Origin of the sequence: Chitinophaga sp. YIM B06452, assembly GCF_039655965.1 — a bacterium.
Taxonomy (GTDB): domain Bacteria; phylum Bacteroidota; class Bacteroidia; order Chitinophagales; family Chitinophagaceae; genus Chitinophaga.
Genome location: NZ_JAWLKY010000001.1, coordinates 734264 through 750560, shown reverse-complemented (window position 1 = coordinate 750560; position 16297 = coordinate 734264). Strand labels below are relative to the sequence as shown.

Annotated in this window: 10 protein-coding genes; 8 read left to right on the top strand and 2 right to left on the bottom strand. The window is 43.8% G+C overall.

Translation table 11 applies throughout. The features are described 5' to 3' along the window. The first annotated feature begins 135 nt into the window (after positions 1-135). The 5 genes from R3I13_RS02725 (at position 136) to R3I13_RS02705 (ending at position 6899) form a co-directional block, all read left to right on the top strand. A complete protein-coding gene (locus tag R3I13_RS02725; RefSeq protein WP_346316383.1) occupies positions 136-924 on the top strand; it encodes an SDR family oxidoreductase in 789 nt (262 codons plus the stop codon). Positions 925-1485: 561 nt separating this feature from the next. Continuing rightward, positions 1486-3120: an AAA family ATPase gene (locus R3I13_RS02720; protein ID WP_346316382.1), complete on the top strand. Its 1635-nt coding sequence runs from the start codon at positions 1486-1488 to the stop codon at positions 3118-3120. A 10-nt stretch (positions 3121-3130) separates the two neighbouring features. Further along, a complete protein-coding gene (locus R3I13_RS02715) occupies positions 3131-3877 on the top strand; it encodes a hypothetical protein (RefSeq protein ID WP_346316381.1) in 747 nt (248 codons plus the stop codon). Between the two features lie 583 nt (positions 3878-4460). Then, positions 4461-5543 (top strand): TlpA disulfide reductase family protein, encoded by a 1083-nt coding sequence (locus tag R3I13_RS02710; protein WP_346316380.1) that lies wholly within the window; start codon positions 4461-4463, stop codon positions 5541-5543. 33 nt (positions 5544-5576) lie between these two features. Further along, positions 5577-6899, top strand: a complete 1323-nt coding sequence (locus R3I13_RS02705) for a redoxin family protein (RefSeq protein ID WP_346316379.1) — start codon at positions 5577-5579, stop codon at positions 6897-6899. Between the two features lie 673 nt (positions 6900-7572). On the opposite strand, the gene R3I13_RS02700 is transcribed toward R3I13_RS02705, so the two are convergent. Continuing rightward, the gene (locus tag R3I13_RS02700) at positions 7573-8733 is read right to left on the bottom strand and encodes a hypothetical protein (RefSeq protein ID WP_346316378.1); all 1161 of its coding nucleotides are present in this window, start codon (positions 8731-8733) and stop codon (positions 7573-7575) included. Between the two features lie 173 nt (positions 8734-8906). After that, complete coding sequence (locus R3I13_RS02695; protein ID WP_346316377.1) at positions 8907-10031, bottom strand: FecR domain-containing protein; 1125 nt, start codon at positions 10029-10031, stop codon at positions 8907-8909. Between the two features lie 482 nt (positions 10032-10513). Here R3I13_RS02695 and R3I13_RS02690 point away from each other — a divergent pair, with 482 nt between their 5' ends. The 3 genes from R3I13_RS02690 to R3I13_RS02680 all read left to right on the top strand — a co-directional run bounded on the left by R3I13_RS02690 (position 10514) and on the right by R3I13_RS02680 (position 16275). After that, positions 10514-11095, top strand: a complete 582-nt coding sequence (locus tag R3I13_RS02690) for an RNA polymerase sigma factor (protein ID WP_346316376.1) — start codon at positions 10514-10516, stop codon at positions 11093-11095. A 221-nt stretch (positions 11096-11316) separates the two neighbouring features. After that, complete coding sequence (locus R3I13_RS02685) at positions 11317-14889, top strand: SusC/RagA family TonB-linked outer membrane protein (RefSeq protein ID WP_346316375.1); 3573 nt, start codon at positions 11317-11319, stop codon at positions 14887-14889. A gap of 15 nt (positions 14890-14904) precedes the next feature. After that, complete coding sequence (locus R3I13_RS02680) at positions 14905-16275, top strand: RagB/SusD family nutrient uptake outer membrane protein (RefSeq protein ID WP_346316374.1); 1371 nt, start codon at positions 14905-14907, stop codon at positions 16273-16275. The last annotated feature ends 22 nt before the right edge of the window (positions 16276-16297 follow it).

Sequence of the window (16297 nt, the reverse complement as noted above, 5' to 3'; positions counted from 1 at the left end):
GCGGTGAAATTACCCTGTTGTGGTGGTTTCACGATGAGCTTGCCGGATATCATGGCGTATTTCGCCTGGTGATTGTCCCTAATCCCCCCGTATGATAGCGATGCAAATGCTGAACTTTAGCCACAAAAACATCCCATGGAACTTCATAACAAGACAGCTGTGATCTATGGCGGCGGCGGTGCATTGGGCAGCGCGGCCGCCGAGGCATTTGCCGCCGCGGGGGCCCGCGTGTACCTGGCCGGGCGTACGGAAGCAAAATTGAACGCAGTGGCGGAGCGGATCACCAAAGCCGGCGGTTTTGCCGCCACCGGTGTGGTAGATGTGCTGGATGCGGCCGCGGTGGATAAACATCTCTCAAGCGTCATGGAACGCGAGGGGAAGCTGGATATTTCTTTTAATGCGGTTGGCGTGTACCATGTGCAGGGCATCCCGCTGGCGGAGCTGTCTGCGGAAGATTTTGAGTTACCCGTTGTCACTTATGCGAGGGGGAATTTCATCACTTCCACGGCAGCGGCCCGCGTGATGATGCCTCAGCGTTCCGGCGTGCTGTTCACGCTCACAACACCGGGTTCTAAACTGTATACTTCCGTTTCCGGCGGCTTCAGCGTGTCTAATGCTACGGTGGAAGCCCTGAGCCTGCAGCTGGCCGGGGAGCTGGCGCCGCACGGCATACGGGTGATCTGCCTGCGGCCGGATGCGATCCCGGAAACCACTTCCTTAGGTTCGCATGCGAGAGAAGTGTTCGGTTTCAGGGCGAAGCTGATGGGGAAGACTTTGGATGAGCTGTTTTCTGAGAAACCGCCTTTAGGCAAGAACACTTCGCTGGAAGACGTAGGGAACGCCGCGGTATTTTTTGCGTCGGGGAAAGCCGGGGCGGTGACGGGTGTGGTGGTAAACCTGACTTGTGGCGGGGTAACGGGGTGAGGAAAAATGACCGGGAAATGATGATCGATACTTTTATGCAGGGCAGAATATTTTTTTGTAATAAAACGAGTGAATTCCACTCAAACTGATAGAACCCCTTCACCCTTTTTAATTAATTTCTTGTCTTTAATTTAGGCGGAACTTGTTGCAATCCATTGAGGACATGAAATCAAATTCGTAGTTAAAGGATTTTGAAAGAAATATCATGAACTAACCGTTTTAAATGATTTTTATTGAAAAGAACTAACCAGTTAAAAACGCCCTTCCTACAGGCGTAACAACCAGCCATGAAGGTTATTCAACCTTCAGCAGCGCAGAGCATACACCATCATCATCACAGGTTTAAATCAGAACCTTCCGGGTTCATCTTTCACAAACTTCTCTTTTATGTAAATCACACAAAAAACAATACCAGTCCCGACAAACAAAGAAAATTGTTTGAAAAGGGAAGGTTTTGCCTGAAATATTAGGCGGATGGCTACCTGTAGTTTAACACCAGGTAAAAGGGGATGCTATTCCCCGGCTGATCCCGGGTTTATTCATTATAAATATTAAAAATGTATGTTAACAAAAGTTAAGTTTCAAAACTACAAAGCATTCCGTGAGGGGAATATAGAAGTAAAACCGCTGACCATATTGCTGGGGGCGAACAGCGTGGGGAAAAGCAGCCTGTTGCAGCTTTTCCTGATGCTGCAGGAAACCGCGCTTGCCGAGAATTATAAATCGGCGCTGAAGCTGCACGGGCCATTTTTCAGCCTGGGCGAAGGCATTAACCTGTTCAGGAAAAAAGACAATAAGAACGCGCTTCACCTGGAATTCAATTTTAACGAATCTTCGATAGGCGATGTGCTGAACCGCGAAGGGGATAAGTTCCTGGACGAGCTGATGACCATTTGTTATTTCGTGATCGCGCGGCTGCCGGCTACCGACAGGCCCGGGAAAGAGAAGGAAAAGAGCACAAAGATGATCACGGAACTGCTGACCTGGAAGAGGGGCCAGATCACACGGGAGGCCATTGAAAACCTTGTGAAGAGAAGTTATGAGATCATATCCAGGAACAAAGCCATCGTTAAAGACATCGCTGCCACGGCATCTGACCTGCGGAATACCATCAGGAAGGCATTGCTTTCCGATAAGGATGAGCTGCTGAAGGCCTTTGATTTCTTTAAAAAGCTGCAGGGCATTGAAAATTCGGAGAAAGTGAGGATCGAGTACGATTTTAAATACAGCGAAAGCGTGCTGAAGATCAGGCGGTGCAAGCTGCATATCGGCAACGTCGAGATCGCCAATATTGATCTGGACGCGCCGGCGGATGATTTTATATCCAGCGACCTGATCGATTTCCGCGGCATCCATGAAAAACAGAAGGCCGAGCTGAAAAACAGCTTTAAAAGCGACAGGACCGTGTTTTCCTTCATTGAGAACACGGATATGCCGGATAAGATGAACTCCCTGCTGTGCGTGTCTTTCAGGAATATCGTGTCTGAAGTGTTCTCTTGCCTGCAGCAGTCTTTCAACTCCCAGCGCATCAACTACGTAAGCCCGCTGCGGGCGCATCCCAAGCGGTATTATTTCCTGGACAAGGCCAAGGTGAATAAGTTCCTGGATACGCTGGACGGGGAGGCGATCGCCGAGATCCTGAAAGACAACAGCAACCTAAAGGACAGTGTGAACAACTGGTTTAAACGCTTCAACCTGAAGATCAACGTAGGGCCTATTAAAGACGTGATCCACCAGATATGGGTCAACCAGAACTCCCTGGACCTGGACATCACGGACGTGGGTTTCGGCGTATCGCAGATATTGCCCGTGATCATACAGGGTTTTTTGTCCAAAGAAGGCAGCATCACCCTGATAGAGCAGCCGGAGATCCACCTGCACCCCAAGATGCAGGCAGACCTGGCGGACCTGTTCATCGACATTGCCATCCGGAAAAACGAGCGAAGCGCCGAAGGCCGGTTCCTCGTAATAGAAACGCACAGCGAGTACCTACTGAAGCGCCTGCGGAGAAGGATCTCCGAAGGCACGGTGCATGCCGGCCAGGTGGCGATCTACTACGTGGAGCAGGAGGCGGATTGTGAATGTACCACCATTAAGAAAATAGACATTGGAGAAAAGGGCGCTTTCGACTGGCCCAAGGATTTTTATACGGGCGATTTAGCGGCGGATGTGTTTGAATTTTTAAAGAACCAATAATTCAGAGTTAATGGCAGTTTATACGTTATCGATCGATTATATCGACAGGGTTAGCGAACCGGCGCATAAAAGTCACCTCCTGGGCGTCTTTTTCCAGTTTGCCAATCCTGAGAGTGAGCATAAGGCGGCAATGGACGATAAAAAGGTTTTGCTGAAACATTACCAAAAGCTTGCTGAAACCAACGAGGACCTGTTCCGGTGGCTGGACTATATGACGCGGAACGGCAGTTCATTCGAAATCGTCGAGGTGGATATCCCTGAAGACGCCAGCGAAGAGGAAATGTACTTAAGGGTAGCCTCGGCCACGCGCCATGCTCCGGCGGTAATTGTGGGCAGCCATCAATACTGGAAAAAGTACCCTTACCTGCCAGGTTACCGCATCATTTGCTTTTGCGGGACGGACGTGAAGGTGCTTGATAAGGATGAGGCCCGGCTGGAGCTTTCCAATAAAACAACTGTTCAGAACATTACAAACATTAATAATTCTCCCATGAAAAAGAATAATAATCCCTGGCCGTCGGGTAGCTTTTACCTGTTTACGGCCATTGTGCTACTGGCAAGTTTGGCTGCTGTATGGTATTTTTGCGGGTTCGTATTGCCGTTGGTTGTTGCAAGTTGTTTAGTGCTGTCGGCCGCTATCGCCGCGTTCCAGATGCGGAATGATGAGCGGTTTTCGGAGAAGTCGTTTCTTGAGCTGATGGCGTTGTCGTTTAAGCTGGCGGTGGTGAGGGTGAGGGATGGGGGGAAGAAGGAGTGAGGGAGAGTGGGGGCTGAGACTGTTGCAGGATGAATTTTGTTAAAAAGGGTTGCCATCTTTGTTTGCTTCATGCTGGGATAGTGAAGGGTTGTGTCTTTTAAGTTCGTCGAAAAAGGCCACAAAAGAACCTCTGTGAATATCTGTAAAGGAAAAAAAGGCGTGATCCGCCTACGGGTCGGTTAGTACATAAGCATAAATTCTAGCAGGTTGGTGGTTAACTGGGAGGCAAACAGACCTGTTTGATTGACTTCTTTTCGGTATGAGCGATAGACATTCAGGAATATGTAATGTCAGGTGAGATTAATTTTTGGTGTTCAAACTTCTAGAAAAGGCTGTTGGCTTAGACTGAACAGAAACAGCTTCACGTGGCATTGAATATGAGCAGAGATCATGTACTAGAACCACGTTTTACACACGTTGGCGACTAAGAGTTTTTGTATACAGTAACGTATTGAATAATATTTACCGGTCAACATGCAAAATTAAATAGATTCTAAAAAAGACATTCCCTTCACCTCTTTTAGAGGTTTATGCATCTTATAAATGAGAATAGAGTACAATTATATAAATTAAATTAGTATGTATGTTGCGGTATCTAAATATTTTAGTCCTCTACACGTTTGTTTTAGTAGTATTAATGGGATTTAGTTTTTCTCAAAAACAACCAAATTTCATATTAAAAGCGAAAATTAATGGAATTCCTGATGAAACAACTGTATGCCTGCTTCTAAATCAGGACACTGTCGGAATGACTAAGAGTAAAAATGGGGAGTTTGAATTTTCTGGAAATGTTAAAGGCGGAGCAGATTTTTACTTTTTTAATTTTATTGTAAATGGGAGGGAAAAATTTAGTAATGCGTTATGGCTAGAGAATAAAGAAATGATTGTGACAGGGGACATTGACAAATTAAACAATCTAAATCTTGAGGGGTCAAATTCTCAGAAAGAATATATGGAAGTTATGGGTATACCTTCAGAAAAGGGTGATACCTCTGTTATGCTTTACAAGGAGTTTGTCAAGAAACACCCTAATTCGCTTTATATTCCAAACCTCATTCTGAGAATGGTTCACACTTACAATGAAAAAGAACTGGAATTGGTATACAATAGTTTGTCCAACGCTTCAAAAGCAACTCGATATGGTGTACAATTAGGGCAAGAAGTTGAAAGAAGGCTGAAATATAAGGATTTTTATAAAAGTGGATTAGTTGGATCGGTGCTTCCTGATTTCCAGATTACGACATCAAATGGGAAAATAGAAACATTGCATAATATAACTTCTAGGAATAAATTCACACTGATAGATTTTTGGGCAAGCTGGTGCAGGCCTTGTAGGGCGGAAGTTCCTAGGTTAATAAATGTTTATAATGATTTTAATGCAAAAGGCTTTGGGATTGTGGGCATATCTATTGATAAAAGCCATTCTGCTTGGAAAAAAGCAATGCTCGAAGATAAAGCCCCCTGGATACAAACCATTGATAATTTAGTGGATGCCAGGTCAAATATCTTAAAAATGGATGCAATTCCAGGATACATATTAGTTGACAGTAAAAGTAAAGTAATTTCAGCAGATTATTTTAGCAGTGCTTTAATGATAAGGCCAGGCTTGAATGGTGGCAATTTAAGAGATAGCCTTAATCATGTGATTTCTATCTTATTAAAATAGCTTAATATTTTTCAATCAAATAAGTGCAGAATCATGCGAATGTTTGTAGTATTTGTAAATATTTTTTTGTTTTTTTTTCTCACACTAACCGCCCAGGTTAAATATACAAGTGCCGCCCAAAAAGGGAGCAATCTCCCGGATATTACTATTACAAATATGGTAAACCATACGACATCATCATTGAAATTGTCAGATTTACGAGGTAAGATAGTAGTGCTTGATTTCTGGAGCAGAGGGTGCGGTAGCTGCATTGCATCATTTCCTAAAGTTGAATATTTTAATACAATTTATAGAGACAAAGTCTTCATTTTGCCAGTTACAATGGACTCATATGAGGTATTTCAAAAGCTCAAAGTCAAATCTCAAATTATAAAGGAATCATCCCTTCCGTTTGCCCTAGGTGACAAAGTACTACACAAAATGTATCCTCATCAGTTTGTTCCTTATTGTGTCTGGTTTAATGAAAAGGGTCAATTTATCGCGACGTCAAACACAATATCTCAAGGCATGATAGATTCAGTCCTGGCCTCTGGAGAATTAGAATCAACTTCAGTTGCGATGAAAGTAGATGTCGATGACGAAAGTTTTAGTATTATTAAAACTCGGTTAAATTCTCATATTTGGAATGGGAGAGAATATTTCTCAAAAATTAGAAAACTGGGCAACACAGAAGAGGAGCGGACCAAAGGGTTATATCATCCTCTCAAAGATTCTGTAACAGGGAAACAAATAGGGATTTCGCTTAATGGTCTAAGTATACTTGAGTTTATTGCGTATTCATATGGAGTCAAAACTTCAAATGTCGTGCTGGAATCTAATGCTTTATCATACTTAAAGCCACCAAAGGATCCAGATGAATTTGAAATATGGAGAGATAATAATGTTTATTCTATTGATTATATTGTTAACCCAGAAAATTATGCTGAATATCAACAGTATTTTAATGAGTTCAGAAAGCAGGATATCCAGCAAGAACTGGGCATTGTTGGGGAATTAAGGGAAGTAATAAGGCCATGCTATATTCTGAGAAGGAAAGATACAGCTGACGCTATTCCTATTATGACTAAATCCGCAGAACAGTTGCCAACAATAGAAGTTACGAGCAATGGTATTTTTCTTAGTAGCTCAACTATGAAAGCATTCGTGATTGTACTTTCCAGAGCATTAAACAGAAATGCAACAAGAGATTTTCTGGTGATCGATGAGACAAATATTTCTTACAAAATGGACTTTTATCTCAAAGTAAAAAATTTGAATGACGATAAGGAGTTGGGTAGAGAGCTTTCTCGATTTGGATTTGACTTAAAATTAGAAGACAGGTCAATTAGATCTCTCGTGCTAAGAGAACAAAAGTAAGTAATGCCTTAAAAAAAACGTGTGCTTTTTCTTGTTAAGCCGTTTTCTTAATCAACTGTAGACTTTTTTAAAGTATTGTCACACAGTAGTATGCAGTATTATCTTTATAAAGGTCAGAGTTCTTATTGTTACAGATTCTTATATCATGCATACATTCAAACCCTCATTCTCAATAATAGTGGAAAGTATAAGCGCCTATATTTCAATTGATAGCAATGCTAAAAACTTTTATTTACCGAAGTGACCAAATGTTAGGTTAAGTGAATTAATGAACAGTTCAGGGCTTTCCTATCGTCCTTATCATGGTCCTCAAACATGTAAAAATATAAATTTTGTCGTTAACAACCCGTCGTATGATTTTCAGTGGCTGTGCTCTTATTTTCCACTAGCTTGGCCGATTGAAGATGAATGTAACCCAGAATTGCCCTATTATTGTTGTATTATATTTGAACTAGCCCCCAGAGCCCATCTAATATCCCATCATTTATAATTGACGGCCTATCTGGTAAATTCAGAGTACATGAAATTCGATGTAAAGAAATTTGATATTCTACTCATTACACCATTAACTCGTTTTTTACGGTTGAAAATGCATGATGGCATTTCCCTGACCTTGCAGTAGGGTTTCATTTGCAGGCGGAGGATGTATTTCCACATTTTCAACAGTGGAAGATCACGGAAAAAGCGGCATATTCAGCGGATCCTGCCCACGGCGGATGGTAACCGGCAGCCGGGTAGCGATGGGTGTGGGTGAAAAGCGGCCGTCGTGATGATCGAACAGTTGCGTATAACAAACCACCGTGCCGGAGCTTACGCCGGCCAGCAATCTTCTTATATTCCGGCCCACATACGCCTGCGTGTTGGAGTGGTCAAACAGGTTGGCAGAGGCCGCGTGCCGCGATTCCATCCCATAGCGGATGCCGCCGACTTCCAGTTCCCAACGGAATACCATGCCGCTGGAATGCAGGCGGTTCAGTTCCAGCCCGGGTACGCCTTCGATACTGAACAAAGGTTCCTGTTCGTTGCCCGTTTCCGTGTAAATATATGTGCCGCCCCTGGCCGTGATATGCAGGTTATCTCCACGGTAATCTGCTGCGCGGGCTTGCATATCCGCTGCCGGCATGATGGCGAGGAAGTGCACAAAACAGGCATAGCTGTCTGCATTATTGAGGCGGATGGCGGGGTTATCGCCCGCCGTGCCTGAATCTTCGTGCCAGGCATTGGGAGCGGTGGAAGGACGGCCTGTTTCAGCGCATCCCGCGCCAAAATAACCGGTATCGCTTAAACCGAGGTAATAATGCGCCAGCTCGTGAATGATAGTACCGGAGCGTTTTTCAGGGGTTGCATCATTGAATGCCGGGAAACACAGCATGATGTTGCCGACAGACTGCCGTGTGGCGCCGGAGCCCGTGTGGCTGGCATACCCGACCCTGGCCACGCCGCTGGGACTGGTACATCCGGAGAAATCCGCATCGCCGCTGCGGGTGCATTCGTAGGTGGCGCCGCGCACCCGGTCCCTGAGTGTGACCAGGTTGCCGCGCACCAATGCGCGCGTGGCATCGCTGCTGTCCCTGAATGCGAGAAAGAGCGCATTGTTTACGCTGGGCGGCAGCGGCACAGTATCCATGATGGCGAGGGCGCTTACGATATTGTTGAAAGCTGCATCCACCGCGGTATTCACGACGCCGCGTTCTGTATCCAGGCAATCCTGCTGGGTAGCGCGTTGTATCACGGGCGCTGCTGCAGGCGCAAAAAAATTGCCCGATGCCTGTGGCGGGAAAAATCCGGAAGCTTTGGCTGCAGGTGTGGCAGTTTGGGGTAGGGCCTGTTGCATGAAGGCTGGGGTTAAATTCTATATGAATTTACTGAATTCCGGGCATAAAAAAGCCCGGCTGGAAAACCGGGCGCGTAATACTACAAATGGAAATTTTACAACTTTCAACAAAGTAAAATAAAATTTCTGAAAATAAAACAATCAATATGAGAGAGTTACAATCAGTGCGTGTTTCAGCGGCAATGCAGCGCCCCGTCTTTCCAGTAGAAATGCACGTCCCCAGTGAGATTCACCTGGTCTATGAACACCTGGAGCGGCTCGTTGCGGTTGAGCTGGCCCCATAAATTTTCTTTGGCAACGGCGGGATTATCGATAATAAGGGGGGTATCGAACCATCTTTCGAGCATTACCGCCACCGAGGCGATGCTGGCTTTTTCGAAATAATGGATGCCCTGGCGCCATCCGAGGGTGCGGCGGGCGTCGAAGGTTTCCACTTTGATGGGTTCGCCTGCGTTCACGATCGCTTCGTGGCCGGGGCGCAGCTCTATCCGGTCTATGCCGGACTGAATGGCGACCTTACCGGTTACGAGGGAAGTGGTGACCTTATTTTCCGTGTAGGCGTTTACGTTAAACTCCGTACCGAGCACCTGCACGCTGCCTTGCGGCGTGTGCACGGTGAAGGGGCTTTCCGCGCTGGCGGATACCTGAAAGAAGGCTTCGCCGTCTTCGAGGTATACTTCGCGTACGTTCTTTTCATAAGAAAAGCGGAAGCGGAGGCGGCTTTTGCTGTTGAGCCAAACGCGGCTGCCGTCGGCCAGTTTCACCTGGTAGTCCAGCTTGGCGGGCACGTTGAGGATGCTCCAGCCCTGGTCTGCTTTTTTATCGGAGCCGAGTTCCAGCACGCGGTTATTGTTCTGGAAGGCGGTGTGCTGCTGCAGGCCGGAGTCTTTCAGGGCGATGACCTTTCCATCTTCGAGGGTGATAGAGGCGCTGCCGCTAACTTGTTGGTGTGCGAGCGGGGCAGTTTGTTCCGGCTGGCGGTTGAGGAATATGATGGCGCCTGCTGCGATGGCTGCCGCGGCTGCGGTGGCGGTGGCGATGCGGCGGATGATCGTCTTTTTGCGGTTGCTGCGCAGGGTTTGGGCGCGGGCGTATACATCGGCGAGGCCGGCCTGGCGGTCGAAGGACTGGATGAATTCTTCCAGTTCTTCGCGGGGGATGTTGCTAAGTTCCTGCCGTAGCTGTACGGCTTCGGGGTTGGAAGCGAGGATGTTTTCCAGTTCCTGTTTTTCCTCCGTGGTGAGGCGGTTGAGTATTTCCCGTATCAGCAGTAGTCGTATATGGATATTATCTTCCATGAATGAATTAATAAGTCTTATTATAAGATGCAATCATCACTTGAAAGGGTGAACTTTTGCGTAAAAATAGATCGTTGGCAAGGAAAAAAATGTTACATTCAGTACGCGAAGGTACGGTTTCCGGGCCCAAAACAAGGATAGCATTATTAACCAAAAAGGGTGAACGAAAAACCGTCTTTTTTGCCCATTTCTACAAATTTCTCTTAACTTTTGAATAAGAATCAAAACAACAGTTATTATCGTACAACCCAATACAGGCCTACACTTCCCCGAATTAACAATTTCCCTCTGTTAACAAATCCATAACGTAAATTTGTTTTTGTATTAACTAATTTTCGGTCCATAATCAACTAGCTTTTTGAACTATCGGACAAGTATGAATATCTCGTTTTTCTCCCTTTTGGCTGACACAGAAATCTGCTTATTCCTGAAATAGACATGAAAGTATTCTGAACTAAGACTCTTAATAAAACCTGCGAAAAGTGGAGGAAAAATTTCTCATCACAAAATTGCAAGAAGGCGACAAGGAGGCTTTCAACGAGGCTTACAACAAGTACTCGCAGGAGATGCTGGCATTGGCCTATACCTTTCTGAGGGATAAGGATGATGCGGCGGATACCGTGCAGGAATGTTTTGCTTTGTTGCTGAACAAGCCGAAGTTGTGGAAGACCATTTCTGATATGCGCTGGTACCTGATGAAGATGGTGCAGAACCAATGCCTGGGCCAGATCAGGAAGCGGGCGTCCCATTCTGAGAAGGAAGAGGTTTTCCAGTACTACAACCGGTCGGCCTCGGCGGACATTACGATGCCGGAGGCCCTGGCATCTTTCAAGCAGCAGGAAGAGGAGGAGCGGATGGAATATCTGCTGGGTTTCCTGACGAATCAGCGAAAAACGGCCTTGCAGCTGGTATACCAGGAAGACATGACATACCAGGAGGCAGCGGCTAAAATGGGGATCAGCAAACAAAGTGTGAAGACGCATCTGCGTTACGCCAAACAGATCCTGAAATCGAAGCTGGGCTTAATGATCAACCTCATAGCGCTTTCTTTTCTTATAAGCTAGGCGTTTACACCAAAGTCAATCTTACCGTGATTCTGTAGATATTCCCGGCCGGGAATATCGCATGCATCCATCTATCATCAAAGAAAATTTTTACATCCGTGTTTTCCCGGGTGGGGCTCCTTATTGCCTGAATTTTAACTGTGTGTCCATTTTTTTAATTTTCTCATGGGAATGTTCAGTCCTGATAATTCTCATGGGCGCTTCAAAACCAACAAACGTATATGCAAAAGGTCTACTCTCTACTGCGGAAAAACGTAAAATGGCGGGCTGTTTCCCTGATTTTTATGGCGGTTCAATCGAATGCATTCGCCGCGGCGCAAGACAGTTCCAACGTATCCCTAAACTTTACCAATCAGCCGATTGAAAACGTATTTATTGCCCTGGAGAAACAAACAGGCTACACCGTATTTTTTTCCGGCAGCACCCTCGACGGCAATACCCCCATCACCGTAAAAGTAAGCCAGGTAACGCTCTCCAACGCCCTGGCCGCCGTGCTCCGCGGTAAAAACATCACCTGGACCATCAAACACAAAGGCATCGTACTTTCGAAAAAGCCCGTTGCAGCAGAAGCGCCTGCAGAGCCGGTGAACGCGGTTTTGGATACCGTTCCAATGATCAACGTTTCCGGCGTGGTAGTAGACGCCAAGGGCAACCCCATTCCTGCAGCCACTGTTTCCCTCAAAGGCTATCCCCGGGGCCAGGGGACCGATAATATGGGCCGTTTTAGCTTTACGCGCGTGCCCGGGAACGGGACGCTTGTGTTCTCTTCGCTGGGTTATGACCCAAAGCAGGTGAGGATTGCGGGGAGAGGGGAGATTAGGGTGGCGTTGGATTCGGCGATTAGGGATATACAAGGGGTGGAAGTGGTATCTACGGGATATCAGTCGATACCCAAGGAAAGAGCTACTGGAAGTTTTGTACAGTTAGATAATAAGCTATTGAGCAGGACCCCTTCGACAAATATTTTAGATAGGATAGGGTATGTTACAAATAGTTTAAGGTATGATCCTAACGGTATTGCAGGGACGAAATATGTAATCCGGGGATTTAGTACTATTAATGCTAACAGACAGCCATTGATCGTAATAGACGGGTTTCCCTATGAGGAAATGCCGGTTGCAAACATTATAGAGAGATTAAACCCCAACGATGTGGAATCGATAACTATCCTTAGGGATGCGGCCGCTGCATCAATATGGGGAGCCCGATCTGGAAACGGAGTAATTGTGATTACAACAAAAAAGGGAAACTTCAATTCTAAGACTGAAATCAATTTTACGAGTAACCTAACCCTCATGGGAAAGCCCAAAATTTCAGAAATTCCGATCATGTCTTCTAAGGACGCCATAGGTTTCGAGAAAAACTTGTTTAATTCAGGGTATTACGATGCTTACGATGATCTTTATCCCGCCTATAATTTATTTCCAATTATATCACCGGCTATGGAGCTTTTATATTCCAGACGGCGAAGCGAAATAACAGACGTGCAGTTAGAAAATGGTCTTGAGAAATTATCAAACCATAATGTAAACGATGATATCGATAAATATTTCCTTAGAAATCCCATTAGCCAACAATATAATTTGAGTATTAAAGGTGGAAGTGATAAATCCAATTATTATACTTCTTTTGGATATGACAATAACCTTGGAGCAGATGTGGGAAACAAATCTAGCCGATATACTTTAAATTTTACGAGCATAATCAAACTAAACAAAATAATTGAATTAAATTATTTTATTGATTACTCATTAAATACGTTTAAAAACAATAGAATAGGGTATTCGCAACTTGTACCTTATCTTGGTAATAATATTTATAACTATGTTGCTCCATATACAATGCTTGCGGATGAATCTGGCCAACCGTTACATATCCCGAATTCTTCAGATGGCGGTTATAGGAAGCCATATCTGGATACGGTGTCTGCAGTAGGTTTGTTAGATTGGCATTACAAACCAATCGAGGAAAAAGACTTTGGAAGTATCACATCAAAGGTGTCCACGACAAGAATTGGAGGAAATGTTCGGTTTAATATTTTACAAGGCCTCTCTCTGGATGTAAAGGGACAGTATTTCCGGTCAAACAATGTAGATGAAAACTATGCAAGTGGAATGGCCTATTCCAATAGGAATATGGTAAACAAGTTTATGTACTATGATGCAGGAGGGGGTATACAATACCCGTTCCCGTTAGGTGGAACCTTAACTACACTGAGTGGCAATCAAAGATCCTGGAATGCAAGAGGGCAATTGAATTATAACAAATCATGGTCTCGCGGAACTGTTACTGCGATATTAGGCACAGAGGCAAGCGAAACCAAATATAATTCCAGTACATCAAGCTTGTATGGGTATAATAAAGAAACTTTAACCTTTATGAGCAATATGGATTTCAAGAACTACTATACAACTCGGCCCGGAGGAGGACAAGAATTGTTGTATCCAATCCAAGGAACAAATGGTACCATAAGGAGATATAGAAGTTATTTTGGGAATGCCTCTTATGCGTATGACAAAAGATATACAGTTTCTGCAAGCGGAAGAATCGATGAAGCTAACGTATTGGGTGTAAAGGCGAATCTGAGAAAAGTGCCATTATGGTCTGTGGGAGGCGCTTGGAACATAACCAATGAGAACTTCTTTCATGTCGAAAAAATAAATCACTTAAATCTAAGGCTTACATATGGCTGGAATGGTAATATCAATAACAATGTATCTCAGTTGGCTACGATTATTTATTCCCCATCGTTTAATTTATATAGCCCATTGCCATTTGCCAGCATATCTACTCCACCCAATCCAAATATAACGTGGGAAAAAGTAAAGACATGGAATGCGGCGTTGGATTTTAAATCCTTTAACAATAGACTCTCAGGTACCATAGAATTTTATAGGAAAAACGGCGTGGATTTAATCGGGCCAATACAAAGTGAAGCCACAAAGGGAATACCAACTTTTTACTATGGTAATTATGCTGGAATCCGGTCAACTGGGTTTGATATCCAACTGGATGGTCATGTTGTAAGGAGGAAAAATGTCGGCTGGAATATTATCACAAATTTTAGTTTTAATAAAGAGAAAGTTACAGATTATAAATATCTGGTAGCTGACGCAGAGCAAAATTCTGATAATTATTTGGGATCTAGTGTTGTGTTTAAAGGGAAGCCGTTATACCAGTTGTATGCGTATAAATGGGGAGGTCTTGATCCCAAGACTGGAGATCCGCGCGGAATTATTGCTGATACCATTGCCCCATATGATATTGCGGCGAGCAACAAGAATACAAAGCCAGAGGACTTAGTGCATTTTGGTTCAATATTTCCAAGGATAACTGGGAATATTTTAAATAGTATCCAGATACACAGATTTACAGTATCCTTTAATATTACCTATAAACTCAAATATTATTTTAGCCGAAAATCTATGAATTATACAAATCTTATTACCTATTGGGTTGGACATTCCGATTATAGTGAAAGGTGGAAAAAAAGCGGTGATGAAATCGGAACCAATGTTCCCTCTGAAGTTTTAGCTCCAAATCCTGTGCGAGATTATTTTTATTCAAAATCTAGTGTCTTGGTTGAAAAAGGGGATCACATAAGGCTTCAGGATTTTAAAGTAGATTATAGCATACCAACGCGTGGAACATCGGTAATATCGGGTATAAATATAAGCCTTCTTGCTTCTAATGTCGGTATTTTATGGCGGGCTAATAAATTTGGACTAGATCCAGATAGCCCTGAAATGCCTCTGCCGAGATCTTTTACAATGGGAGTGACTGCGAGATTTTAATTTTAAATGTAAATTATGAAAACGACATACTGTATTATAAATACAATTGCTATTGCTATTCTTTCGTTTTTTTTTGTCGGTTGTGGTAAGGAATGGATGGAAGTGAAAGTAGATCAGTCGCAGGCTGTAGCCACAACTTTTGAAGATTATAGAGCGATACTGGATAATGAAATATTCATGTATTCACCTTCTTTGACTGAAGTGGCAGCTGATTATCACCTTATTGCAGAAACTAATTGGCAAAGGGTTAAAAATTCAGCACAAGGTAATGCATATACATGGAGTGAAAATGTTCCCTATAAAAATCTGACTGATTGGGACATACCATATTCTTGTATTCTTCACGCCAATTTAGTATTAGATGGGATTGAGCGTTTATATGGGAAAGGGAATGACCTTAAAGTAAATCAGCTTAAAGGAGAAGCGTTGTTTCAAAGGGGGAAATTTCATTATTATATAGCCATGACGTTTGCCCCCCCATTTACCAAGTCTTCTTCAAATCAAACTCTCGGGATTCCGCTAAAATTAAAAAGTGATATAGAGAACCCCACAATAAGATCGAGTGCGAAAGAGACCTATGATCAACTAATATCTGATATTAAAATCTCGGAAAACCTATTGCCGGATCAGAGTAATTATATTACCCGCCCGACCAAGATTGCGGCAGTCGGAATGCTGTCCCGAATATATATGGCTATGGAAGAGTACGACAGCGCATTTCTTTATGCTGATAGATATCTTAAAATAAATAATGAATTGATTGATTATAATGATATACCACCTGCTCAACTTTTTGTTGGAACCAATAAAGAAATAGGATATTTTAGCCTCCTGCTTGGCGCTTCAAGTATAACAACATACCTCCTCCCGGCATCATTTTACTCTGAGTTCGATGTGAATGATTTGAGAAAGCAGGTGTTTTTCAGAGAGGGTGCTGGACAGTACATCTTTAAAGGTAGCTACAGCAATACCACTACTGATAAATTCTCTGGCATTGCAACCGATGAAATGATACTAAATAGGTCTGAATGCTACGCGAGAAAAAATGATATTAATGCAGCGATGAATGACTTGAATAGTCTGATTCGAACCCGCTATCTAAAGATAAATGGAACGAGCACATTCGTTGACTATGTAGCCAGCAATCAAACAGACGCATTGAAAATTATTCTGAAAGAACGGAAGAAGCAGCTTTTGCTTAGAAATGTAAGATGGTCTGATTTGCGCCGCTTGAATAGAGATTCTAGGTTTGCAGAATCAATAATAAGGTCTATTGGTGGCAATACATACATCCTTGAGCCCAATAGTTACAAGTATACCTTTCCTATTCCAGTTGAAATCATCACGCAATCAGGAATAGAACAAAATGGGGGATGGAAGAATTGATTTTTTCAGGCTGGATTGGATG